Origin of the sequence: Streptomyces sp. SID5464, from assembly GCF_009862985.1 — a bacterium.
GTDB classification, from domain to species: Bacteria; Actinomycetota; Actinomycetes; order Streptomycetales; family Streptomycetaceae; genus Streptomyces; species Streptomyces chartreusis_D.
The window spans coordinates 332,638-356,228 of record NZ_WWIQ01000022.1 but is presented as its reverse complement, the minus strand read 5'-3'; the positions used below and the strand labels follow the sequence as shown (position 1 = coordinate 356,228).

Genomic DNA, 23,591 nt, shown 5'->3' with positions numbered 1-23,591 from the left:
GGTGGGATGCCCGAATCCTCCCTCAAAGACGGGGTGGGGCGGTGGAAGGTTGCCGTGCGTCGACGCGGGCCAGGAATTCCCCGAGTGCCCGGTCGAACTCCTCGGGGCGTTCGAGGTTCGGCATGTGGGCCGTGCCCTCGATCACGTGCAGGGCCGCGTCCGGGAGGGCCGCGTGCATGGCGCGGGCGTCGGAGACCGGGGTGTAGGTGTCGTCGGCTCCCACGACGACCAGGGCCGGGACACCGACGCGGGTCAGCAGGGCGGCGTAGTCGGGGCGCCGGGCACGGGCGCGCAGGGCCGCGGCGGCGCCCTCGGGGGAGGTGGCCGTCATCATGCGGTGGACGTGGGCCTTGACCTCGGCGGGGGCGTAGGGGGCGACCATCCGTTCCAGGACCTCGTCGGCGTAGCCGCGCATGCCCTCACGCAGGAGGCGGTCCGCCATGGCGTCGCGGGTGCGGACGCCCTCCGGGGTCTCCGCCGCCGGGAAGGTGTCCGCGAGGACCAGGCCGCGGATGCGGCCGGGGAACCGGCGGTAGCAGTCCATCGCGATCTGGCCGCCCATGGACAGGCCGGCGAGGACGAAGGACTCCACCCCCAGCTCGTCGAGCAGGGCCTCGATGTCCCGGGCGAACTGCGAGAAGTCCGTGAGGGGCGGGGTGACCGGGGAGGCGCCGTAGCCGCGCAGGTCGGGGGCGATGACGCGGCGGGTCGCGGCGAAGGTGGCGAGCTGCGGGGCCCACATCGTGCGGTCGAAGGGGTGGCCGTGGACGAGGACCAGGGGGACAAGGGGCCGCCGAGAGGGTACGGGTCCTTTGTCCTCGTATGCGAGGAAGGGTGCCATGTGAAGACCCTAGGCAGCTCCAACTACTCGGTGCAATAAGATCTTTGCTCTCGGTGCAATCCAAGGGGGAGACCGACCGATGGGTGACTACCGCCGTATCGCCGACAGGATCGCCGACGACATCGCCAGCGGGCGGCTGAAGCCCGGTCAACGGCTGCCGCCGCAGCGGGCGTTCGCCCGGCGCCGGGGCATCGCCTCGTCGACGGCCGGGCGGGTGTACGGCGAACTCGTACGGCGCGGGCTGGTCGTCGGCGAGGTCGGGCGCGGCACGTTCGTACGGGCCACCCCGGACGGGCCGACGGGCCGGGCGCTCGCCGAGCCCGGCCCCGCCGACGCCCTCGTCAACCTGGAGCTCAACTACCCCAGCGCGCCCGGCCAGCCCGAGCTCCTCGCCCCCGTCCTCGCGCCGCTGCTGCGTCCCGACGTGCTGGCCGAGGCGCTGCTGCCGGCCGCCGCCACCGGAACCGAGTCCGCCCGGGAGGCCGCGGCCACGCTCCTCGCCACCCCCGGCTGGCGCCCCGCCCCGGACCGGCTGCTGTTCACCGGCAACGCCCGGCAGGCCATCGCCGCCGTCCTGGCCTCCCTGGTCCGCCCGGGCGGCCGGGTCGGCGTGGAGCAGCTGACGTATCCGCTGGTCAAGGACATCGCGGCGCGGCTGGGCATCACCCTGGTGCCGCTGGCCGGTGACGCGGCCGGGCTGCTCCCGGAGGCCGTCGCCGCCGCGCACCGTTCGGCGCCGCTGTCCGCCCTGTACGTGCAGCCGACGCTGCACAACCCGACGTCGCTGACGACGAGCCGCCCTCGCCTGCTGCAACTCGCGGCGCTGGTCCACGACCTGAACCTGCCGGTGGTGGAGGACCGCATCTGGTCCTTCCTGCACGAGCCGGGGGATCCCCTCGCCGTGCACGCGCCCGCCCTCACCCACGTCGTCGACGGTCTCTCCAAGCGGGTCGCGCCCGGGCTCACCGCCGGTTTCCTCGTCGTGCCGCCGCACCGGGTCGGGGCCGTGGCCCATGCCGTGCGGTCGGGCGGGTGGAGCGCGGGGCGGTTCGCGCTGGAGGCGGCCGTGCGGTGGGCCGGGGAGGGGACCGTGGCGCGGCTGGTGGCGGCCAAGCGGGCGGACGCGGCGCGCAGGCAGCGGATCCTCGCCGAGGAACTCGCGGGCTTCGCCGTGCGGTCCGAGCCCGGCGCCTACTTCGCCTGGTGGGAACTGCCCGCCCCGTGGCGCGCGGACACCTTCACGGCGGCTGCCGCCGCGCACGGCATCGCCGTCACGCCCGGCCCGGCCTTCGCCGTCTCCCCCGGCCACACGCCCGACGCCGTCAGGCTCGGGCTCGGGTCGGTTCCGGAGGCGGTTCTGCGGCGGGCGCTGCGGACGCTCGCGCACGTCGCCGCGAGGCGAGCCGGGGACCGTACCGGCCCGTGAGCCACGAGCCGAGCGCCGCCGTCAGGCCGAAGGCGAACAGCAGCCAGGACACGGTCGACAGGGTGGCCGTCAGGGCGTCGTAGACCGCGCCGGCGGCCGGGCGGTGGAGCGCGTCGGGCAGGTCGGCGAGGGTGAGGCGGCGGCCGATCGCGACGGCCAGGACGAGCAGCCCGCCGCCCAGCGCCGTGCCGAGGCCGATCGCGGTGACCGCGCGGCGGCGGCGGGCGGCGAGGGCGGTCCCGGCCACGGCGCACAGGGCGGTGGCGAGCGGCAGCCAGAAGGCGGCGGTGTCCAGCACGTGGTACCCCCTGCGCAGTCGGGCCACGTCGTCGGCCGGGAGCACCGGGACCCGGGTGTGCGGGACCGGGATGCGGTGGGCGAACGGCACGTGGTCGTCGGTGAGCCGGCGTTTGACCCGGGTGAGGACCGGCGCGAGGTCGACGGTGACGGGGGAGGCGCGCGTGCTGTCGTCGCGCAGGGCGCGCAGCACGGCGTCGTGGACGGCCAGGTTCGCCGCGTCCCACCCGGTGCGGAACGCCTCGGTCCGGGTGAACGAGCGCACCGCGTCGTGCACGAAGGGCCCGGCCGTGCCGCGCAGCGGGCCGGTGTCGAGCTCCTGCCCGGCCTCCCGCATGATGCCCTCCCCGAGGGCGTCCGCGACCGCGCCCCGCACGTCCGGGTCGGTGGCGAGCGGCGCCATCGTACGGACGTAGCGGCCGGTGTCGGTCAGGCCGTGCGCCGCCCAGGAGGCGAGCGTGGCGAACGGCGCGAGCAGGCACGCGAGGGCCAGCAGAACGGCCGACAGGGCGTTCCGCGGTCGGAGGGGCGCCTGCCCGGATACGGGCGCCCGGCGGTGCTCGGACACCCTTCCAGGCAAGGCGCCACAGGCCCGGCCCGCGACCCGTGTGACTGCATTCGGCCCCACATGCCGAGCCCGACGTGTCGTACGGGACCGGGTCAGTCGAGGCGCCGGCCGGTGGCGTCCTCGTGCGTGTAGTAGCGGTAGAACATGGTCACGAAGACGCCCGCCCCGACCACCAGCCCCACCCCGGTGGACTTCAGTACGGACTCGCCGGTCTGGCTGTAGAGGAAGCCGATCGCGCAGCCGGTGAAGGCGAACCAGAGCAGCGCGTGCTGTTCGCGGCGCAGCCGCGGGGCGACTTCCCGCACGGCGGCGAACAGCACGGCGAACACGAGCGCGGTGAGGAAGCCGAACAGCAGGTTCCAGCCCGTGATGGGCCCGGCGTCGCGCCGGTTGGCCGCGGCCCAGTAGCCGTAGACGAGCCCGAGGAGGACGGGTACCGCGACCTTCGCCATCGCGTGGGTGCGCGGGCTGAAGACATCGGGTGTACGGCGTCGCGTGGTCACCTTGCGTGAAGCGGGTGCCGCATGAGCCATGAGAGCTCTCCTCTCTCCCTGCCCCTGCCTACCAGGGCACACCGCCGGGGTCCCGCTGGCAAGTCGGCGGACGCGACGCGTTGCCCGGACCGGCTGCGGCCCGTAGCGCCCGGGCCGTCGCCGTGGAAGGGGCGAAGCCCCCGAAGGCGGACGTTTGCGGTCCTGAGGCCCCCCTTTGCAGCCGCAGCGGTTACGGTGCTGCCGTACGTGATCGACAGGGGGAGGGACGAGATGGCCGGAACCGTGCTGCTGCTGGCGGCCTCGCCGGTGGGCAAGGGGCGCCTGGTCGACGCCGCGTCCGTGCTCCCCGTCCTGGCCGCCGTACCGCCCGGCGTGCTGGCCGGCACGGACACCGCGAACGTCGTCGAACTCGCCGACCCGCTGGAGCCGCAGGCCGTCCTCACCCGGCTGCGCGCCGCCGCCGCGGCCCCCGGCCCGCTCACCGTGTTCGTCACCGGACAGCTCCAGCTCGACCGCCGCCAGCGCCTGCCCCACCTGGCGCTGGCCCGCACCACCGCGTCCACCGCCCGCTACACGGCCTTCCCCTGGCACTGGTTCCGGGACGAACTGCGCCTGAGGCCGGCCGGCGCGACGACCCTCCTGCTCGACCTGCACGCGGACGCCGAGACCTGGGATCTGCTGCGCGGCACCCCGCTGGACTCGGGCCGCGGCAACGCCGTGTACGGCCGCATCGCGCCCCCGCCGTCCAGACGCACGGTCGCGGCACCGGCGTACATGAAGGCCGTCGCGACGATCCTGCGCAGCGGGTTCCGGCCGCCGGCGGAGCAGTTGCACCAGCAGGCGCTGGCCCGGATCGCGCCGGAGAGCGCGGGCACGGACCTCGTGCTGAACACGCCGGGCCCCTCGGCCGGTGACCCGCACGCCGCCATCACCGCCGCCGTCCAGTCCGGCCGCCACTCCGACGCCGACGCCCTGGCCGCCCGGCACGAACAGGCCGCCGTCGCCGCGCACGGGCCCGCCTCCGAGGAGGCCCTGCACTGGGCCGAGGTCCGGGCCGACCTGGCGATGTTCGCCGGGGACGCGGGCCGCAGCTGTCACACCTGGCTGGCCGTGGCCACCGTCCGCCTGAACGCCGGGCAGGCGCCGGACGCGCCCGCCGTCGAGGCCGCCGTGGACCGCGCCCACCACCAGTGGGGCCAGATCCGCGACCCCGCCCGGGCCCGCGAACTGGGCGCGGCGCTCGCCGAGTTGCGGGGCCGGGTCCCCGGGCGGCGCGAGGGGGCGCTCGATCACGTACAGCAGCAGTTGCGGCAGTTGCAGTCCCAGGGCTGAACACGCGTGCGCCGTGTGCGCCTGGCGTGAAGGGGGCGTGCAATCGCTTTCGCAGGTCGTGTCAGAGGTCTGCCGCCGAGGCCTGACCCGGTGTCATGATGTCGGGCATGACAGAGGGGGACCAAGTGGCTGTCTTAGGCGTACGCGTCCGGCTGGGCGCCGGCGGGACCGTGGACGATGTCAGAGCCCTGAAGACGTGGCTGGAGCGGGAAGAGCCGCTCGCGGAACTGCTCTCCGAAGAGAAGCTGAGCATCGAGGCGCGGACCAGCACGGACGGGCCCAAGGGGCGGCTGGGCCCCGATCTCGAACTCGTACTGAAACTGCTCGGCGACGTCGTCACGGTCGCGGCACTGACCGAGTACACCGCACGTGCGGTGAAGACCTGGACGAACAACCGCCGACGGCTCCAGGGCGGGGATCCCGCGCCACAGATCCGCACGCTGGACACCGACGGGGAGTAGGCCGGTGAGCCGCTTCGACCCGCGCGGCGAAGTGAACCGGGCGCTGCTGGTCGGTGTGTCCGAGTACGACCACACGGCACCGGATCCACAGGGCGTCACCGGCCAGCTCCCCGCCGTGCGGCACAACCGGACGACACTCGAGGACGCGCTGCACCGGAGCGCCGTGTTCGGTGCGCACGAGGTGCGGGCCCTGGCCTCACCGACCCCCGACGAGTTCACGGGGGCGCTGCGCCGCGCCTGCCAGGAGACCAAGGGGCTGCTGCTGTTCTACTTCGCCGGGCACGCCGTCACCTCCACCTCCGGCAACGAGCTGCACCTCCAGATGCGCACCGCCCGAGTCCTCACGGGCGACGGGCTGCCCGGCTCGGTGAGTTTCAGCGAGGTGCTGGGCGAGCTCGTCGAGAGCCGCGCCGAGCAGGTGGTGGTGATCCTCGACTGCTGCTACGCGGGCAACGCCGCGGGAATCTGGCACCGCTTCGACGATCCGAAGCGGAAGAAGCACAAGATCCTGCTCCTGATGAGCGTGCAGTCCAACCGCTGCATCCTGGGCGGGGACGCGGAGGTCGCCACGCCGTTCACCCGCGAGGTGGTGCGGGTCCTCGAAGCGGGCGGGGAGGTGTGGCTCTCCGAGCTGTACGCCGCGGTGAAGGAGCGGATGGCCGCCGCGAAGTACAAGGCGGAGGCCGACGACTCGCAGAGACCTCAGGCGCTGGCGCCCCCGTGGGACCCGGACGCGGACGTGTTGCTGGCGGCGGGACCGGTGGACCCGACCGACGACACCGAGGACCCGCCCGGCTGGTTCTCCTGGCTCCGGCGTACGCTCACCCGCGCCCGGGAGTCCGTCGGCCTGTTCGGCCGCACCGTTCTGGCGCTTCTGCTGGCGTTCGTCGTGATCGGCGCCGCCGGTTACGGAGTCCTGGTCCTGACCGGGGGGTCCGGCCCCTGCGAACCGCCGCTGGAGCTGCGCGTCCTCACCGACCCCGACCTGGAGCCGGCGATGCGGGCGGCCGCGGACGCCTACCTCGCCTCGGACGCCAACACCAAGGACGACGGCTGCCGGCGCACCGGCGTCACCGTCTACAGCGCCGGTGCCGCTCACGTGGTGACCGCGCTGGGCGAGCACTCCGACCCCTGGCAGCAGCCGCGTGAGGACGTCAACCCGCAGCGGGACATCGGCCCGCAGCCGGACGTGTGGATCCCCGCGACCCGCGCGGACGTCGACCGGGCCGGCGACGCGCAGGTGGAACGCGTCTTCGCCCGGCTGGAGCCGGACACCGAGCCGCTCGCGTACTCACCGGTCGTGCTGGCCGTCCCGGAGGGCCTCGGCGCCGACGTCCCGCGCACCGGGCGGTCGCTGCCGGAGCTGGTCAGGGCCCTGAAGAACGCGGACGGCAAGGCACAAGTGCGCAGGCCCGACCCCGAGTTCAGCGACTCGGCGCTGCTGGCGACGGTGGGGCTGTACGGCGACGGGGCCGACGTGCGCGGCGCCGAGGGGCTGATCAGCCGGGCGGGACGGCCCGAGTCCTCGGCCGTCAGGCTGCTGTGCACGCTGCCCGAGGACGACGCCGCGGACGACCGCAGCGCGGTCCTGGTCCCGGAGTTCCTGCTCAGGAGCGGCGTCGGCTGCCACTCGGTCACCCGCGCCGGGCGCACCGCCGTCTACCCCGACGACGTGCCCGGTCTGGAACCGACGTTCGTGCGGGTGCGCTGGGAGGGCGGCGACCGGGACGTCCAGGCGCGGGACGACGGGGTGGACCGGTTCCGCGACTGGCTGACGGGAGAGGGCGGCCGGGAGGTGCTCGGCAAGCAGGGGTTCAGGGCCACGACGGGCGAACGGGGACTGCTCGCCGGGAAGGCGGCCGACCACGGGCTGACCGATTCCGTTCCGCCTGCGGACCCCGCCGACGCGACACGGCTGGACAGGACACTGGAGCGGTACGGCAACGCGCACGGACCCGGCCGGGTCCTGTTCCTCCTCGACAGCTCCGGCTCGATGGCCGGCCTGTGGGACGGCCCCAGCGGCGGCCCCGGCATCCTCAAGCAGACCCTGACGGGGCTGGGCAGGGGGGACGAGTACGGGGTGTGGGCGGTGCACGGGGTCAAGGGCCCCACGCACACCGAACTGCTGGACTTCGGCAGGCACTCCCGCGCGGAGGCGGAGAAGGCCCTCAGGACTGACGAGGAAGGCGCCGAGGTGCGGGACGCGGAAGCCGATCCGAGCGCCGCCCTGCTGGACGCCCTGGCGTTCATGCGGGAGCGCGGCGCCGGTGACGAGCGGCCGCAGCTGATCGTGTACCTCACCGACGGCGAGGACGACAACCGCCTGACCGGCGACCGCCTCCGCGAGGTGGAGGACCGGGCACGCGCGTCGGGCGTGCCCGTGGCCATGGTGATGCTGAAGAGCGGGGGCTGCGACCGGGACCGCCCCGGCACGCGCGTCGCGGAGGCCGCCCAGGGCCGTTGCCTGGACGCCGGTGACGACCTCGTGCCCGCGCTGCGCGACGAGGTCGCCCGCACCGGAACGGGGGAGGAATGATGGCCCGACGCCTGCCGGCCGCCCTACTCGCGTTGCCGTCCCTGCTGACCCTGCTGTTCCTGGCTGCCTGCACCGGCGGTGACGTGCGGGAAGAGCCGCCGGACGCCGACAACCGCCGCCGGATCGTGGTCGCCAGCGGACAGGACGTGACCGGCAAGAACGGCATCCGCCAGCAGCTCATCGACGTCTGGAACGCCGAGGAGGGCGCACAGGGCTTCGAGGCCCGGCTGGTGGAACTGCCCGGCTCCGCCGACCAGCAGCGCAGCCAGCTGCTCGGTGCCCTCCAGTCCGGCAGCGCCCAGTACGACGTGGTGAACCTGGACGTGACCTGGGTCCCGGAGTTCGCCGACGCGGGCCTGATCCGCCCGCTGACCGACGCGGCTGTCAGGTCCCCGGACGACATCATCCCGTCCGTGGACAGAACGTCGTACTGGAAGGGCAAGCGGTACGCGGTCCCCTTCAACAGCGACGCCGGCCTGCTGTACTACCGCAAGGACCACCTGCGGGAGGCCGGTGTCTCCCGGACCGACCTCAGCGACGGGGTCACCTGGGACGAACTGCGGGACCAGATCGACGCCGTCAAGGGACACTTCGGCTCCCAGGGCCACGAGGGCTGGGCCACCCAGCTCGCCCCGTACGAGGGCCGTACCGTCAACGCGATCGAGGCGTTCGCCTCGGCCGTGCCCGGACTCCGGCTGACCGACGGCGACGGCGAGTACGCGGCGACCGTGGAACAGCTCACGGCGGGCGTGGCCGAACTGCGTGCGCGCACGAGCCCGCCGTACACCCTCGACGAGGCCTCCGAGTCCCGCGAGGCCGAGTCGCTCAGTGCCTTCGCTGAGGGCCGCACCACCTTCCTGCGGCACTGGCCGTACGTCTACCCCGCCCTGCACGAGACCTACGGGGAGAACCTGGGGGTGACCCGGCTGCCCGGCAAGGCGGTCCTCGGCGGGCAGAACCTGGCCGTCACCTCCTCCACGTCCGAGCAGCGGGCCGCGAAGGCGGCGGAACTGATCGCGTTCCTGACCGACCCGGACAGCGAACGCTGCCTGCTGCGGGCCGGTTTCGCCGCGACCCGCGTCTCCGCCTACCAGGAACCCGGCAGCGCTCCCCCGTGCCGGCACGCCCCGGCGTACGCCGAGACCCCCTCGTCGTCGCCCACCGGCGAGGGCACCGTCCGCCTGCCCCCCGACCGGATCGCCGACGGTGTCAGCTTCTCCCGCGACATCCTGCTCCCGTCCCTCCGCGAGGGCGTGCACCGCCCGCGCACCCCGCTGTACGGCGCGGTGACGCACACCGTCATCACCCAACTGGACGCCCTGTACGGCCCGATCCCGAGTGAGGGCCGGCCGGGCGACGTGGAGGTCGCGAAAAGCCTTGACGAGGCGTTGAGGGAAGTTTTGCCCGGTTGAATCTCCTCCCGGTGATGTTCACATTTCCTCCATTGCCTACGTGTGTCCCCGTGGGTAGCGTCGTTTTCGCACTGACCATGCAATCCGGCCACGCAATCAGACCATGCAATCCGGCCGTGCAATTCAAAAAACGGGGATGGACTTCGTGAGCATACGAAGCAAGGGAATTTCTGCTGTCATCACCTTCGCCATGACGGGCGCGCTGTGCGGCGTCGGGGCGCAGGCGGCGCAGGCGGCTCCGGCGCAGCCGGAACTGCGCGCCGGAGCGGACGAGATCTGCGCGGTCCTCGGGATCGGCAGCGGCGCGGCGGGCCTCACCAAGGCACTGGCCAAGGGAGCCTCGTGGGTGGGGATCGGCGCCAGCATCGGGTGCTACGCGTACACGAAGGCGAAGGAAGCCACGCCTGCTCAGAAGCGGGCCGCGATGATCGCGTCCTACAAGAAGTACCAGGCGATGAGCGACATCAAGAAGCTCGATGCGCTCGGCTACTACTGCCGTAAGAAGGACAGTGGCGGTGGCGGCGGCACCGACGTCGCCCCCACCGACCCGACCGTGAAGGTGGGGTACCACGACATCAGGATGAAGGGCGTTACGTACAAGTGCACGGCTACCGGGGACTGACCGGCCGTCGCGGCCCGGGCTATGGAGAACGCCTGCTGTTCTCCATAGCGCTGGTCGTGGTGAGCCTGTTGTGGATCACGCAGGACATGGCCGCCTGGGCGACGGCGACATGTGCGGTCGGCGCCGCCGGCGGAGCGGTCGGGGTTTGTTATTTCGGCTGGCGTTACATCCGCTCCCGCGAGAATTCACACTAACTGAATTCGCCGGTTGAATTTACCTACGTCAGCGCGTGAAGACGAAGTACTTCCATGCGCCGTACGTCGTCGTGTTGACGTTGTCGCCCGACTTGGTGTCGATGTAGGACGAGCGGATGCGGAAACGCGGACCGACCGGCGGCGTGCCGTCGAGCGTCGCCGCGTCCTTGCCGTAGCGGTCGAGGGCGAAGTACTCCGTGGCCGTGGTGTGCCACGCGCCGTCGGCGTAACGCTGGACCTGGAGCTGGTACTTGCGGCCCGGGTACATCGACATCGTCGTGTTGTGGACCGGGTCCTTGGACTGCCTGAAGTAGAAGTACTTCTGGTTCCAGGCGGTCGCCGACTTGTAGTAGCCGCTCAGGGACGTCGAGATCTTGACCCTGGTGTAGACCGAGTTGGTGACCGTCTTCGCGGCGTACCGCGTGTCACCCGTGAACTTCGCGCTGACCTTCGTGTCACGGGTCAGGTGGACCGTCGCCGACAGGTCGCCGGCCGAGTCGACCGTGCCCTTCTTCACCAGCGTGCTCGGCTTGTCGGAGCCGTACGGGTCGGCCCAGATCTCGACCGTGCGGTTCTTGTACGTAGTGCCGAGGTGCGCGGTGAAGGTGACGTCACGGCCGTAGTCGTAGACCTTGCCGTTGTTGGTCAGCGTCAGCGTGGTCGCCGTCTTCGCGACGGTCGTCGACGCCGAGGCCGTGGCGCCCGCGTGGTCCGCGTCGCCCGCGTACGTGACCGTGTAGGTCACCTTGCCACCGGCCGGCGGCGTGTCCGTGAAGGAGTACGTGCCGTCGGCGGCGACCGGCGCCGTGCCGAGCGGCTTGCCGGACGGGGACTCGTCGTCGGTGCGGGTGACGGAGACCGTCGTGCCCGCAGGAAACGCCGCCGACGAGGACAGCGTGCCGGTGAGGGTGAGGGACTTGGCGCGGGTGGCCGTGGCCGGGGCGCTTGCCGTGAGGGTGGTGGACGTCTTGGTCGGGGCGTCGAGGACGCGCAGCGAGTAGACGTTGCTGTCGTTCTCCGAGATCGCGAACAGCTTGCTCTCGTCCGGTGCCCAGGCCAGGCCCGCCGGGGCCAGGGTGTCGGCGCCGCTGCTGGTGCCCGTGTTGGGGAAGTCGTACTGCCTGAGCGGCGTCGAGGTGCCCGGCTTGAAGACGTGTACGTCCGGGTCGTACCAGGAGAACGTGCCCGCCGCGACGTCGCCGTTCGGGGCGATGTCCACCGCGTTCGGGTAGGTGTTGGTGACGTACTTGCCGTCCGCCGACAGGTCCGTGAGCTTGTAGACCGCCTGGTAGTACGGGGCGCCGCTGGCCGTGACGACGTCCTTGCCGTCCGGCGTGACCGCGAGGTCCTGGAGGTTGCCGCCGCCCGTGCTGCCCGGGTCGAAGGCGTACGCCGTGCGGGACGCCGTCCCGGAGGAGACGTCGTACACGGCGAGTTCGACCGGGCTCTGGCCCGGCGCGCCCGCGACGAGCGTGCCCGGGGCGCCCGCGGAGGCGTCCAGGATCGGGGCGTCGTAGAAGGTGCGGCCGGTGTCCTGGCCCAGGGTGACGCCCGGGTCGGCGGCGCCCGGGTCGAGCGAGCCGATGTTGCCGTTGCCGGATGCGCCGTAGCTGAACCACAGTTTGCCGCCCGCCAGGGCCACGTACGCCGGTCCGCCGCCCTGGCCCGTGGACCAGCGGCGGGCCTCGGTCGCCGTCGCCGTGTCGATCGCGACGATCGCGTCCGCGTCGTGCACGGCGGCGTACAGCGTGCCCGAGTCGGGCGACAGCTCCAGGCCGTGGACGCCGGGCAGCGAGCCGACGGTGCCGACGACCTTGCCCGCGTAGTCGGTGACGACGACCTGACCGGCCGTCGGATCGCTGATGAAGACGCGCTGGTGGAGCCCGTCGACGACGATGTCGCCGGTCGACTTCACGGGCAGGAGCGCGCTGGAGTCGGCCGCCGCCGACCCGGCACCGGCCGCGACGAGCGTGAGCGAGCCGAAGAGGACCGCGAGCGCCGTCGCGGTCGAGAGAGTGCGTCTGTGCACGGTTTTTTCGAACCCCCCGGAACGAAAAGAATGATCAGCAGGAAGAAGTGATCAGCCTGCGCAGGTTAGAGCACCCCACTGACAGTCAGGTGAACCGGGGAGTAAGACGCTGGTGTGAACGCGGCAGGGGGGGACGCCGTGGGACCGCCGCGTCAGCGGGTCTCCGCGACCGTCCGCGGGCCCTCATGGGGATGCGCGGCTCTCGCCGGCCCCGCGTTCGCCGCCAGCAGGAGGGTCGCCACGGCGACGACGGCGGCGGCGAAGCCTCTGGCGTACCGCTCGGCGGTGCGTGTGCGTTCGAGCACGGCGACCTCGCAACAGGGGCGGCGACTACGACAGCAGCGTATTAAGCACGCTTAACTCTCGGTTTAACCTAGGGGCTGTCCGAGCCTAACGGCAAGAGGGACAGGGGGAGTTGGCGTGGGGGAGCGTGACGATCCGGGGACCATCGGGCGCCGGGTGCAGCGATTGCGTGTCGAACAGGGGATGACACAGCGCCAGTTGGCGGAACCTGTGTACACCCCCGCCTATGTGTCCACCCTGGAGTCGGGACGGGTGCGGCCCTCCGACGACGCCCTGCGGCATCTCGCCGGGCGGCTCGGCGTCGCCTTCGACGAACTCGCCACGGGGCGTTCCGCGCGGCTCGTGACCGAGCTGCGGCTGCGGCTGACCGAGGCGCAGCGCACCTTCGCCGTCGGTGAGGCCGAGGCGGCGGCGGAGCAGTACGCCGAGCTGCTCGTCGAGGCCGAGACGCAGGGCCTGGCCGGGGAACAGGCCGCCGCGCTGCTCGGGCTCGGCGAGTGCGCCCTGGAGACGGGCGAGCTGGTGGCGGGCCGGCAGTACTTCGAGCGGGCCGAGGCCCGTCTCGCCGACGCGCCCTTGCCCGCCAGGGTCCCGGCGCTGCGTGGCCGGGCCGTCGCGCACTATCTCGCCGGGGAACTCCGGTACGCCGTCTACCTGCTGGAGAGCACGCTCGACGAGCTGAATCGGGGCGGCCTGCACGATCCGGACGCCCTCCTGCTGCTCTACGCCAGTGCCATCGGGCCGTACATGGACATGGGCGCGCACGCCCGCGCCGCCCAGGCGGCCGAGTTCGCCCTGGCGCTCGCCCCGCAGTCCGGCGACCCCGCCCTGGTCGCGCGCATGCACCGGTCGGTCGCCCGCACCCTGGTCGCCGAGGGCCGCCTAGCCGAGGCCGACGCCTCGCTGGCCAAGGCGGCCGAGCTGTACCGGGGCCTGCAGATCCGCACCGAACTCGCCAACTGCCACTGGATGCGCGGCTACGTCTACGCCCAGGACGGCCAACTGGAACGTGCCGAGGGCGAGTTGCGGGAGGCCCTCGGCATGCTGTCGGCCAAGCGCGCCGCCCTCTACAGCAGCCAGGTCGCCGTCGAGCTGGCCGACGTGCTGCACCGGCGCGGCAGGTCCGACGAGGCGGCGGCCCTGCTGCACGGCGTCCTCGACGACCTGTCCTCCGAGCGCGGCGCCGTCCACTCCGCCGCCGCGCACCGCCTCCTCGGCATCATCGCCGAGGACGCCCGCCGCACCGAGGACGCCGAGGAGCACTACGTCCGTGCCCTGAGCCTGCTGGAGCGGGCCGGCGCCGCGGGTGACCTGGCCGACCTGTGCCGGCTGCTGGGCGACCTGCTGCGCCGCACCGGGCGGGTGGAGGCCGCGCTGGACGCCTACCGGACGGGCCTCGGACACCGTACGGCCCCCGGCACCACCACCCTCGGGCCCGCGCCCGCACAGCCCCCTCTGTGAGGAAACAGGGGCTTCGCACAGCGGTGCGGGTTAGCCTCCTCGGCGGGATGTGAACGACCGGGGCGGGGCGCGTGGAGAACCAACGGGCAGTGACGGTGGCCGACGGGTTGCGGACGGTGCTGCGCATCCTCGTGCACACCGTCCTCGGCGGCGCCGCGCTGATCGCCATCGTGACGGTGGCGTCGGTGCTCGGGCCGATGCTGGCGATCGATCTGTACACCCCGCCGGTCGCGGCCTGGTGGACCGTGTTCACCGCGATCACCGTCCAGGGCGTGCCCTTCCTGCTGCTGGGCACGGTCGTGTCGGCGGCGATCGGCGCGTTCGTGCCCCAGCGGGTGTTCCAGCGGTTGTTGCCCCGCCGTACGGCGCTCGCCGTGCCGGTCGCGGGGGCGGCGGGGGTCGTCCTGCCCGGCTGCGAGTGCGCGTCCGTGCCGGTGGCGGGGAGCCTGATGCGGCGGGGTGTCGCCCCGGCCGCCGCCCTCGCCTTCCTGCTGTCCGCGCCCGCGATCAACCCCGTCGTCCTGGTGGCGACCTCCATCGCCTTCCCGGGGCAGCCGGAGATGGTCCTCGGCCGGCTGGTCGCCTCGCTCGCCACGGCCGTGGTGATGGGGTGGCTGTGGGCGCGGTTCGGGCGGGAGGAGTGGCTGCGGCTGCCGCGGCGGGACACCGCGCACGGGCCGGGCGCCGGGCCGCGTGCCTTCGTCTCCGGCCTCCAGCACGACTTCCTGCACGCGGGCGGTTTCCTCGTGGTCGGCGCGGCGGCCGCGGCGACCTTCGACATCGTCGTACCGAGGTCGCTGCTGGAGGTGTTCACCGGGTCGGCCTGGCTGTCGGTGCTGCTCCTCGCCGTCCTGGCGGTCGTGCTGTGCGTGTGCAGTGAGGCCGACGCGTTCGTGGCGGCCTCACTGAGCGGCTTCTCGCCCACCGCGCGGCTGGCGTTCATGGTGGTCGGGCCGATGGTCGACCTGAAGCTGATCGCGCTCCAGACGGGCACGTTCGGCAGGTCCTTCGCGCTGCGGTTCTCCTCCGCGACCTGGCTGGTGGCCGTCGCGAGCAGCGTCCTGGCGGGGTGGTGGCTGCTGTGAGGCGCTACGGACCGGCCGTACTGCTCGCGCTCGTCGGCGCGGCGGTCCTGCGGGTGTCGCTCTTCAGCGACCTGTACCTGCGGTATGTGCAGGCCGGGTTGCGGCCGTACCTGCTGGTGTCCGGGGTGGTGCTGGTGCTGCTCGGGGTGGGGGTGGCGGTGCTGGTTCGGACCGGTGGGGACCAGGAGGTGCATGGGGAGCAGGGGGATCACGGGGATGACGGGCATCCAGGGGAGGACCTCGGCGGGCATCCGCACGGCCCCGCCGGTCCCCGCGTCGCCTGGTTCCTCACCCTGCCCGCCGTGGCCCTGCTGCTGTTCCCGCCGCCCGCCCTCGGCTCCTACAGCGCCGAGCGCGAGGCCGCCCAGCGTGCGGCCCGGGGCGTCGGCACCTTCCCGGCCCTGCCCGCCGGGAGCCCCCTCGACCTCACCCTCGGGGAGTTCGGCTCCCGCGCGGTCTACGACAGCGGCCGTTCCCTGACGGGACGCACGGTCCGGCTCACCGGCTTCGTCACCCGCGACGCCGACGGCACCTGGTACGTCACCCGCCTCCTCGTCTCCTGCTGCGCCGCCGACGCCGGCACCGCCAAGGCCGAGGTGCGCGGGGCCGCCGCCCCGCCCGTCGACACCTGGATCACGGTCACCGGCACTTGGCACCCGGAGGGCGGGCTGGGCTCGGCCGCCGCCTGGCCGCCGGTCCTCGACGCCACCTCCGTACGCCGGGTACCGCAGCCGGACAACCCGTACGAGAAGCGCTGAGGGCCACGCCGGGGGTGAGGGCCGGTCGCGCGGGTTTCGCCCCACCTGCGACGGGTAGTCGGGCGACGATTCCGGGAGGCTCGGTGCATGATCCGGGCGGGAGCCGGGCTCGGGTCCGTCCCGGGAGGCACCGGGAACGGCGCCGGGCCGGCCGCTGTCCGTCGGCTGACCGGGCGGTCGCCGTACGGCGGCCGGCCGCTCGGCCGTCGTGCAGCGGGTCGTCCCGGGCGGGTGGTGTGCGCCGGCCCACCTCGCGTTCGCGGCAGGGCGTTCCGGCAGAACGTCGATGGCGGAGGTCGGTGATCGAAGGAGGCGGTGGCGGTGCGGCCCAGGGACGATCCCCGAGGAGCCCCCGGTGGCGATCCCGGTCCGCGCCGCACCGGGGGCGGTGACCTGGACCTGGACGGGATCCGGGCCGCCGATGTGATCGCCAGGGGCGTGCGCGGCGCCAAGCCCGGGGAGGTCCCGGGCCGGCTGTGCGAGGTGGCGGTCGAGCTGCTGCCGGTGATCGGCGCGAGCGTGTCGCTGCGCAGCGAGGGCATGCCCGTCCAGCTGAGCGCCAGCAGCGCGCACGCCGCGCACCTGGCGCAGATCCAGGCGACGCTGGGCGACGGCCCCTGCCAGAGCGCGCTGGAGGACGGGGCGCCCGTGCTGGCCTGCGATCTGACGACCGGCCGGGACGCGGGCCGCTGGCCGGTCTTCGCCCAGCAGGCGACGGAGGCCGGGGTACGGGCGGTGTACGCGGTGCCGCTGGGCAGCGACGCGGTGTGCGTGGGCACCCTCGACCTGTACCGCGACAGCCCCGGCGGGCTCACCGACCGCCAGCTGCACGTGGCCCGGCTGGTGGCCGGAGTCATGACGGTGGCCCTGATGGCACTGCCCCGCGAGACCGAGGCGGAACCGCGGGACCAGGAGCCCTGGCTCAGCGGACTGGCCGCGGACCACGACGAGGTCTACCAGGCCGTCGGCATGATCATGGCGCAGCTCGGCGTCGGCGCCGACGACGCGCTCGCGCGGCTGCGGGCGGACGCCTTCGCGCGTGGCTGCACGGCCCGCGACGTGGCCCGCGACGTGATCGCCCACCGCAGGCGTTTCGAGCGGTACTGAAACCCGGTACCGGGTCCTGAGATCCGGTACCGACCCGGTACCGGGGTACCGGGTCCTGAGAATCCGGTACTGAGACCACGTGCCGAGAACCGGCCGGCATCCGTCAGATCCGGGCTCGCCCCTGCTTCGTGATCTCGGTCAGGCGCTGTGCCCCGAGTTGCGCGGTCTGCTGCGTGACCTCCTCGTGCACCTCGTCCAGGCCCGCGTGGGTGAGCGTGATCGCCTCCTCCCCGACCCGCACGGCCGCGAGGTCCATCGTGAGGTACGTCAGCTCCCCCTTCTCCGTCTCCCCGGTCAGGGTGACCCGCAGGGCCTGCCGGGCGTCTCCCACCCGAGGCAGCGGCATGCCGCTGACCTGGACGGTCTGGACGCGGCCGCGCGTGGTCGCGGCCGTGAACTCGCCGCACTTCCCCGGCAGCGACTTCAGCCAGGCCAGGGTGCGGTCGACGTCCGCCGGCGGATGGGCGGTGACCTGGTAGCGCAACTGGGCGGAGGTGTCGGCGTCGTCGAACGCGGCCGTCGCCCGCGGACCGGCCGGGGTGCCGAAGAGTTCCTCCGTGTAGAGGGCGTCGAGCAGCCGCTGGCAGTCACGGTCCTTCGTGGTCGCCTTCAGCAGCCCGTCCCGCCAGGTCCTGGCACCCCGCGTCGGCCCCCACGGCTCCCCCAGATCGGCGTCGGTGATCAGTGCTGCCTGGGCCTGGGCTTCGGTGAGGCCGGCCCCGGAGCTCGCGGGCCGCTCGCCGACCGGTGACGCGCCGGTGACGGTCGGGGAGGCGGAGAACCACCGCGGCCGCGGCTCGCCCTGGACGGAACAGGCGGCCGTGGCCAGCAGGGCGGTCACGGACAGCGCGGAGGCGAGGAGGGCGCGGGCACCTGGGCCACGTCGGCCGGCCGGAGGGTGGGGCATCGGAGGGCCTCCTGCGGGGAGTTCATGGAGGTGCTCCCGACGGGGCGGGCTCTCCAAGATCGGGTACGTGCTCTTACGGCACCACCGCGACGGGCGGCACACCAGTGCGACGGGCTGTTCGGGTGAGGGAGGCGGCCGGGTGCGGGGACACGCCCGTGGTGCACGGACGCGCCCGCGGTGCGCGCGCCGCCGGAAAAGCCGTGGCCCCGCGCGCCACGCCCCTGCTACGGTCACGCCCATGAAGCGCGCCCAGCCGTTCCCGTCTCTCACGACGACGCCGGAGAGTGTCCCGGCGCGCTGACAGCTGACGTAGACGTCTTCAAGCCCGGGGCGAGTGCCCCGGGCTTCGTCGCGTGGTGCTCGCCTCCGACCCGAGGAGCCCACCATGCACGACCACCGACGGCTCGGCCGTGAACTGAACCTCTTCGACACCGACCCGCTGATGGGCGCGGGGCTGCCGTACTGGCTGCCCGACGGCGCGATCGTGCGGCACACCCTGGAGGAGTACATCCGCGAGGCGGAACAGCGGGCCGGCTACCGGCACGTGTACTCGCCCGTCCTCGGCAAACGCGAGCTGTACGAGATCTCCGGGCACTGGGACCACTACAGCGAGGACATGTTCCCGCCGATGGACCTCGGTTCGGAACAGGTCCTGCTGCGCCCGAGCCTGTGCCCGCACCACGCCCTGATCTTCCGCTCCCGCTCCCACAGCTACCGCGAACTTCCCCTCCGGATGGCGGAGTTGGGCGGCATGTACCGCTCGGAGCTGTCCGGCGTCCTCGGCGGCCTGACCCGGGTGAGGGCCATCACCCTCAACGACGCGCACATCTTCTGCACCCTGGAGCAGGCCGTCGAGGAGGCGCGTGCCGCGCTGGAGTTGATCGGCCGGGCCTACGCGGACCTGGGCATCCGGGCGGTCCGCCACCGCCTCTCACTGCCCGGCGAGGGCGGCAAGTACGTGGCGGACCCGGACCTGTGGCGGCGGGCCACCGCCCTGCTGCGCGACGTCCTGGACGGCTCCGGCATCCCCTACGAGGCCGCCGAGGGCGAGGCGGCCTTCTACGGCCCGAAGATCGACGTGCAGATCGCCGACCCGGCCGGGCGGGAGGCCACCCTCTCCACCGTCCAGATCGACTTCCACCAGCCCGAACGCTTCGACCTGCACTACATCGGCGCCGACGGGGCGAAGCACCGCCCGGTCATGGTGCACCGCAGCATCATCGGCAGTGTGGAGCGCGCGGTCGCCCACCTCGTCGAGGCCCACGGCGGGGCCTTCCCGCCCTGGCTGGCCCCGGTGCAGCTGGTGGTGCTCCCGGTCGGGGACGAACAGGCGGGCCATGCCCACGAACTCGTGGGCCGCGCCCGTGAACTCGGCCTGCGCGCCGAGGTCTCCGGCCCCGAGCAGGGCACCCTCGCCGCTCGCATCCGCGCGGCTCGACTGGTCCCGTACCAGGCGGTGATCGGTGGCCGGGAGGCCGAAGCGGACCAGGTGGCACCGCGCCTGCGGGACGGGCGGCGGCTGGGGGGCCTGCCTGCCGCCGCGTTCCTGCGGAGTGTCGCGGACCGGGTGGCGGCTCGCGGCACCGAGTTGTGGGAGGCGGCGTAGGAACGGGTCCCCCTGTGCGGAGTTGCCGCAGGCCGTAGGCTCGCTCGTGCCGAAGCCCCCACGGGAACAGTGGAAGGAGCCACCGTGACGGACGGTCAGCCCATTCCGGTGATCATCGACTGCGACACCGGCGTCGACGACGCCCTCGCCCTGCTGTTCGCCGTACGGCACCCGGCGCTCGACGTGCGGGCGATCACCTGTGTGGCCGGCAACACGGACGTGGACGGCGTGGTCCGCAACACCCTGACCGTGCTGGAGGTGGCCGGGGCCGGTGACATTCCCGTCGCCCGGGGCGCCGAGCGTCCGTTGATCGAACCCGTGCGGACGGCGCGGCACGTGCACGGGCAGGACGGGATGGGGGACCTGGGGCTGCCCGCGCCGACCCGGGTGCCGGTGGACGTGGACGCGGTGACGCTGCTGAGGCGCGAGATCCTCGCCTCGCCGAGGCCGGTCACGCTGATTCCCATGGCGCCCCTGACGAACATCGCGCTGCTGCTGCGGACCCACCCCGAGGTGACCGGCAACATCGAGCGGATCGTGTTCATGGGCGGCGCGGTGGCGACGGGGAACGCCACGCCGGTCGCGGAGTTCAACGTGTGGCACGACCCGGAGGCGGCGGCGGTGCTGCTCACGGCCGGGGTGCCGATCACGATGTACGGGCTGGACGTGTTCAAGAAGGTCCTGGTGCCGGCGGCCGATGTCCAACGCCTGCGCGCCGGCACGGACCCCAGCCTCCGCCTGGCCGGTGAACTCCTCGCCCACCGCGACCCGGCCACCTCGGGGGACCCCACCCCGACGGGTGGTCTCGGCGACGCGGGCGCGGTGTGCGCGGTGGTCGACCCGGGCGGCCTGACCACCGAGCGGCTGCCGGTCGAGGTCGCCCTGGCCCCCGGGCCCGGCCGCGGCCAGACCATCGTCGACCGCCGCCCGCTCCCCGGCGAGTCCGAGATCCACGAGGGAACCCGCGCCCAGCCCCTGGTGGACGTGGCGCTGGACGTCGACGTGGAGCGGTACGTGAAGCTGTGGCTGACGGCGGTGGAAGGGGCCTAGTTTCCGGGGCCCGAGTTTCCAGGGCCTGTCCGAGTTTCCAGGGCTCCTGTCCGACAGAGGGCCCGGGACCGGTGGATCCCGGGCCCGTCGAGGCGTCAGGAACGCGTCGCGCGCTTCCTGCGGGTCACGACCACCATGACCGCGCCGCCCGCCAGGAGCGCCGCCGCGCCCATGGCGATCGGGCCCGTGCTGCTGTTGGCGCCGGTCTCCGCGAGGTCACCGCCGCCGCCGTTCGGCTTGGGGGCCGGGGGCGTCGTCGACTCGGAGGCGGACGGGGTGGGGGTGTCGGTGTCCGTGGCCGGGGGCGACGAGGGCTCGGCGGGCTCCGACGGTGCCGGGGGCGTCGTCTCCTCGGCGGGTTCCGAGGGGCTCGCGGGCGGGGTGGACGGGGGCTGCGACTCCGCCGGCGGAGGCGTGAGCTCGCACTCCTTCGTGCCGCCGTTCCAGGCCGCGATCAACTTGTCCTTGATGACCGGGCGGTCGGGACCCTTGGGCAGCTCGCCGTGCTCGAAGCCGTCCTTCGCGTCCAGCTCGCCGTCGAACTTCGTCGCGCCCCGGTAGAGGTCGATCTGACCGAAGCAGCCCTTGTCGGGGATGGCGATGTCGAGCGAGTCGGTGGCGCCCGGCTTGACCGTCACCGTGTCGAAGTCGACGAACACCTGCTCACCGGAGGTCGCGAAGGTCGCGCCGTGCGCGAGGTAGGAGGCGAGGGAGGCCGTGCACGTGGCGGCGTCACCGGCCGTGCGGACCTTGATGTGGACCTTGCCGTCCTCGGTCGGCTTCAGGTTCTGGTCGTCGACCTTCACCGAGTCGAAGAAGTTGGAGCCGTCGAGCGAGAACTGGCAGCGGTCGGTCCCGGTCTCCGTGCCCGCGCCGGTCCCGGGCTTGTAGGTGCCGCCGGACGACCAGCCGTCACCACCGGGCGTACCGGTGGCGAACGCGGTGGTGGCGGAGGCGGCGCAGAGGGCGAGGGCCGCGGCGCCCGTCCCCAGCAGGCGTCGCGCGGTGACACGTCTCGCTATGGACATGCGGATCCCATTTCTTGGCGTGAACCGGAACCCGGGTGACGGCAGGCGGGCAGCGCGCGGCGCGCGGCTGCCGGGGCCGCACCGGGGTGAGTGGTCGAAGAAACACTGGGCTCATTGGTCACATGCGCCTCAGTGCGCCCCCATCGTGGCCGGGCCGCAGCAGGCTGTCAACCTGCGGGTATGTAAAGGAAGTTACTCCACCATCACACTTCCATCACAGCAGGAATGGATCACTCCGATCGCCGCGATGGTTCCTTTTTCCGGCATTCTGGACAGATTCAATGCTGTCGCCCGTATGCCCTGCGAAGGAGACCGCGTGACCGATCGCTCCACCCTCGACCTGTCGTCCCGTGACCCCGACTGGTGGCGCCAGGCCGTCGTCTACCAGGTCTATCCCCGCAGCTTCGCCGACGCCGACGGCGACGGCCTCGGCGACCTGCGCGGCATCACCCGCCGCCTCACCCACCTCGCCGCCCTGGGCGTGGACGCCCTGTGGCTGAGCCCGTTCTACCCGTCCGAACTGGCCGACGGCGGCTACGACGTCGCCGACCCCAGGGACGTCGACCCGCGCCTGGGCACCCTCGACGACTTCGACGCCCTGGTCGCCGAGGCCCACCGGCTCGGTCTGAAGGTCATCGTCGACATCGTGCCCAACCACTCCTCGCACCAGCACGCCTGGTTCCAGGAGGCCCTGCGCTGCGGGCCCGGCTCGGCGGCCCGCGACCGGTACGTCTTCCGCGACGGACGCGGCGAGCACGGCGAACTCCCGCCCACCGACTGGCAGTCCGTCTTCGGCGGCAGCGCCTGGAAACGCGTGCCCGACGGCCAGTGGTACCTGCACCTGTTCGCCCCCGAGCAGCCCGACCTCAACTGGGAGAACCAGGAGGTCCGCGCCGACTACCGCACCACCCTGCGCTTCTGGTCCGACCGCGGGGTCGACGGCTTCCGGGTCGACGTGGCCCACGCCCTCGTCAAGGACCTGAGCGAACCGCTGCGCGACCTCGGCGCGCCCGAGCTGAGCCGCGAGGACGCCCTCAGCACGATGCCGCCCGGCACGCACCCGTTCTACGACCGCGACGAGGTGCACGAGATCTACCGCGACTGGCGCAAGATCCTGGACGCCTACCGCCCGCCCCGCATGGCCGTCGCCGAGGCGTGGGTGCCGGGCGCCCGGCGCGCGTTGTACGCCCGCCCGGACGAGCTCGGTCAGGCCTTCAACTTCGAGTACCTGGAGGCCGGCTGGGACGCGGACGAGCTGCGCCACGTCATCACCGACTCGCTCGCCAACGCCCGGGCGGCCGGCGCCTCGGCCACCTGGGTGCTGTCCAACCACGACGTCGTCCGCCACGCCTCGCGCCTGATGCTCCCGCCGGGCACCGACGAGAACGCCTGGCTGCTCTCCGGCGGCCACGCCCCGGCCGTCGACGAGGCGGCCGGGCTGCGCCGGGCCCGGGCGGCCACCCTGCTGATGCTGGCGCTGCCTGGTTCGGCGTACGTCTACCAGGGCGAGGAACTCGGCCTGCCCGAGGTCGCCGACCTGCCCACCGAGGTGCTCCAGGACCCGATCTGGGAGCAGACGGGACACGTCCGCAAGGGCCGCGACGGCTGCCGGGTGCCGCTGCCGTGGACGACGACCGGACCGTCGTACGGCTTCGGGCCGGGCGGCGCCTGGCTGCCGCAGCCGCCCGGCTTCGCCGCCTACGCCGTCGAGGCGCAGGACGGCGTCGAGGGCTCGACCCTGGAGCTGTACCGGACGGCCCTCAGGCTGCGCCGCAAACTGCTCGACGGCGAGGAGCTGACCTGGGCGGAGGACACCCCGGACGGTGTCATCCGGTTCGACCGCTGCGAGGGCTGGCGGTGCGTGACGAACCTGTCCCACGCGGCGGTCCCGCTGCCGGCCGGTGAGGTGCTGCTGAGCAGCGCCCCCCTGGAGGACGGCCGGCTCGGGCCGGACACGACGGTGTGGCTCGGGCGTTAGCCCCGGCCCTGACCCGCCCCGCCCGGCGACCGCTGGGCGGGGCCTTTGGGGAGCCTCCGCCACCCGCACGGCCCAGCAGCACGCGCCGCCTGCGGA

At 73.3% G+C, this 23,591-nt stretch carries 20 protein-coding genes; 13 read left to right on the top strand and 7 right to left on the bottom strand.

The features are described 5' to 3' along the window. Positions 1-22: 22 nt before the first annotated feature. Positions 23-841 (bottom strand): alpha/beta hydrolase, encoded by an 819-nt coding sequence (locus tag GTY47_RS17165; protein ID WP_010032451.1) that lies wholly within the window; start codon positions 839-841, stop codon positions 23-25. 79 nt (positions 842-920) lie between these two features. Between GTY47_RS17165 and GTY47_RS17160 the strand changes: the two genes are divergently transcribed. Further along, positions 921-2,267, top strand: a complete 1,347-nt coding sequence (locus tag GTY47_RS17160; protein ID WP_010032449.1) for a PLP-dependent aminotransferase family protein — start codon at positions 921-923, stop codon at positions 2,265-2,267. Here GTY47_RS17160 and GTY47_RS17155 read toward each other — a convergent pair. Then, positions 2,164-3,132: a hypothetical protein gene (locus GTY47_RS17155; protein WP_010032447.1), complete on the bottom strand. Its 969-nt coding sequence runs from the start codon at positions 3,130-3,132 to the stop codon at positions 2,164-2,166. The genes GTY47_RS17160 and GTY47_RS17155 overlap by 104 nt on opposite strands. Before the next feature lie 92 nt (positions 3,133-3,224). Then, positions 3,225-3,665: a membrane protein gene (locus tag GTY47_RS17150; RefSeq protein WP_029180663.1), complete on the bottom strand. Its 441-nt coding sequence runs from the start codon at positions 3,663-3,665 to the stop codon at positions 3,225-3,227. A 231-nt stretch (positions 3,666-3,896) separates the two neighbouring features. Here GTY47_RS17150 and GTY47_RS17145 point away from each other — a divergent pair, with 231 nt between their 5' ends. The 5 genes from GTY47_RS17145 (at position 3,897) to GTY47_RS17125 (ending at position 9,989) form a co-directional block, all read left to right on the top strand. Further along, positions 3,897-4,958 carry a hypothetical protein gene (locus GTY47_RS17145; RefSeq protein WP_010032444.1) on the top strand — a complete coding sequence of 354 codons (1,062 nt, stop codon included), beginning with the start codon at positions 3,897-3,899 and terminating at the stop codon, positions 4,956-4,958. Positions 4,959-5,083: 125 nt separating this feature from the next. Further along, positions 5,084-5,419 carry a hypothetical protein gene (locus tag GTY47_RS17140; protein ID WP_231911148.1) on the top strand — a complete coding sequence of 112 codons (336 nt, stop codon included), beginning with the start codon at positions 5,084-5,086 and terminating at the stop codon, positions 5,417-5,419. A gap of 4 nt (positions 5,420-5,423) precedes the next feature. Continuing rightward, a complete protein-coding gene (locus GTY47_RS17135) occupies positions 5,424-7,955 on the top strand; it encodes a VWA domain-containing protein (RefSeq protein ID WP_010032441.1) in 2,532 nt (843 codons plus the stop codon). Next, a complete protein-coding gene (locus tag GTY47_RS17130; protein WP_010032440.1) occupies positions 7,955-9,367 on the top strand; it encodes an extracellular solute-binding protein in 1,413 nt (470 codons plus the stop codon). Before GTY47_RS17135 ends, GTY47_RS17130 begins: the two co-directional genes overlap by 1 nt. A gap of 136 nt (positions 9,368-9,503) precedes the next feature. Beyond that, positions 9,504-9,989 carry a hypothetical protein gene (locus tag GTY47_RS17125; RefSeq protein WP_010032439.1) on the top strand — a complete coding sequence of 162 codons (486 nt, stop codon included), beginning with the start codon at positions 9,504-9,506 and terminating at the stop codon, positions 9,987-9,989. Positions 9,990-10,211: 222 nt separating this feature from the next. Here GTY47_RS17125 and GTY47_RS17120 read toward each other — a convergent pair whose 3' ends face one another. Both GTY47_RS17120 and GTY47_RS40275 read right to left on the bottom strand, forming a co-directional pair. Beyond that, the gene (locus GTY47_RS17120; protein ID WP_010032437.1) at positions 10,212-12,212 is read right to left on the bottom strand and encodes an Ig-like domain-containing protein; all 2,001 of its coding nucleotides are present in this window, start codon (positions 12,210-12,212) and stop codon (positions 10,212-10,214) included. A gap of 152 nt (positions 12,213-12,364) precedes the next feature. Beyond that, positions 12,365-12,517, bottom strand: a complete 153-nt coding sequence (locus GTY47_RS40275) for a hypothetical protein (RefSeq protein WP_173937267.1) — start codon at positions 12,515-12,517, stop codon at positions 12,365-12,367. Positions 12,518-12,632: 115 nt separating this feature from the next. On the opposite strand from GTY47_RS40275, the gene GTY47_RS17115 reads away from it, so the two are divergent. From GTY47_RS17115 to GTY47_RS17100, 4 genes are all read left to right on the top strand, one after another. After that, entirely contained in the window at positions 12,633-13,976 is a 1,344-nt protein-coding gene (locus tag GTY47_RS17115; protein WP_029180661.1) for a helix-turn-helix transcriptional regulator, read from the top strand. Between the two features lie 71 nt (positions 13,977-14,047). Next, on the top strand, positions 14,048-15,061 hold the full coding sequence (locus GTY47_RS17110; RefSeq protein ID WP_050810133.1) for a permease: 1,014 nt from the start codon (positions 14,048-14,050) through the stop codon (positions 15,059-15,061). Next, positions 15,058-15,819 carry a TIGR03943 family protein gene (locus GTY47_RS17105; RefSeq protein WP_010032432.1) on the top strand — a complete coding sequence of 254 codons (762 nt, stop codon included), beginning with the start codon at positions 15,058-15,060 and terminating at the stop codon, positions 15,817-15,819. Before GTY47_RS17110 ends, GTY47_RS17105 begins: the two co-directional genes overlap by 4 nt. 315 nt (positions 15,820-16,134) lie before the next feature. Further along, positions 16,135-16,926 carry a GAF and ANTAR domain-containing protein gene (locus tag GTY47_RS17100; protein ID WP_010032431.1) on the top strand — a complete coding sequence of 264 codons (792 nt, stop codon included), beginning with the start codon at positions 16,135-16,137 and terminating at the stop codon, positions 16,924-16,926. 103 nt (positions 16,927-17,029) lie between these two features. Here GTY47_RS17100 and GTY47_RS17095 read toward each other — a convergent pair whose 3' ends face one another. After that, complete coding sequence (locus GTY47_RS17095; protein ID WP_010032429.1) at positions 17,030-17,833, bottom strand: hypothetical protein; 804 nt, start codon at positions 17,831-17,833, stop codon at positions 17,030-17,032. Positions 17,834-18,218: 385 nt separating this feature from the next. Between GTY47_RS17095 and thrS the strand changes: the two genes are divergently transcribed. Both thrS and GTY47_RS17085 read left to right on the top strand, forming a co-directional pair. Further along, positions 18,219-19,439 carry a threonine--tRNA ligase gene (gene thrS, locus GTY47_RS17090; protein WP_010032427.1) on the top strand — a complete coding sequence of 407 codons (1,221 nt, stop codon included), beginning with the start codon at positions 18,219-18,221 and terminating at the stop codon, positions 19,437-19,439. Positions 19,440-19,523: 84 nt separating this feature from the next. After that, a complete protein-coding gene (locus GTY47_RS17085) occupies positions 19,524-20,489 on the top strand; it encodes a nucleoside hydrolase (protein WP_010032426.1) in 966 nt (321 codons plus the stop codon). Positions 20,490-20,584: 95 nt separating this feature from the next. Here GTY47_RS17085 and GTY47_RS17080 read toward each other — a convergent pair whose 3' ends face one another. Beyond that, positions 20,585-21,517: an LAETG motif-containing sortase-dependent surface protein gene (locus GTY47_RS17080; RefSeq protein ID WP_010032424.1), complete on the bottom strand. Its 933-nt coding sequence runs from the start codon at positions 21,515-21,517 to the stop codon at positions 20,585-20,587. Positions 21,518-21,833: 316 nt separating this feature from the next. On the opposite strand from GTY47_RS17080, the gene GTY47_RS17075 reads away from it, so the two are divergent. Continuing rightward, the gene (locus GTY47_RS17075) at positions 21,834-23,495 is read left to right on the top strand and encodes a glycoside hydrolase family 13 protein (protein ID WP_010032422.1); all 1,662 of its coding nucleotides are present in this window, start codon (positions 21,834-21,836) and stop codon (positions 23,493-23,495) included. Positions 23,496-23,591: the final 96 nt, after the last annotated feature.

Coding starts and splice junctions, on each gene's coding strand:
- GTY47_RS17165 (WP_010032451.1), bottom strand. CDS start 841: ATGGCACCCTTCCTCGCATACGAGGACAAAGGACCCGTACCCTCTCGG.
- GTY47_RS17145 (WP_010032444.1), top strand. CDS start 3,897: ATGGCCGGAACCGTGCTGCTGCTGGCGGCCTCGCCGGTGGGCAAGGGG.
- GTY47_RS17095 (WP_010032429.1), bottom strand. CDS start 17,833: ATGCCCCACCCTCCGGCCGGCCGACGTGGCCCAGGTGCCCGCGCCCTC.
- thrS (WP_010032427.1), top strand. CDS start 18,219: ATGCACGACCACCGACGGCTCGGCCGTGAACTGAACCTCTTCGACACC.
- GTY47_RS17160 (WP_010032449.1), top strand. CDS start 921: ATGGGTGACTACCGCCGTATCGCCGACAGGATCGCCGACGACATCGCC.
- GTY47_RS17125 (WP_010032439.1), top strand. CDS start 9,504: ATGGACTTCGTGAGCATACGAAGCAAGGGAATTTCTGCTGTCATCACC.
- GTY47_RS17130 (WP_010032440.1), top strand. CDS start 7,955: ATGGCCCGACGCCTGCCGGCCGCCCTACTCGCGTTGCCGTCCCTGCTG.
- GTY47_RS17080 (WP_010032424.1), bottom strand. CDS start 21,517: ATGTCCATAGCGAGACGTGTCACCGCGCGACGCCTGCTGGGGACGGGC.
- GTY47_RS17150 (WP_029180663.1), bottom strand. CDS start 3,665: ATGGCTCATGCGGCACCCGCTTCACGCAAGGTGACCACGCGACGCCGT.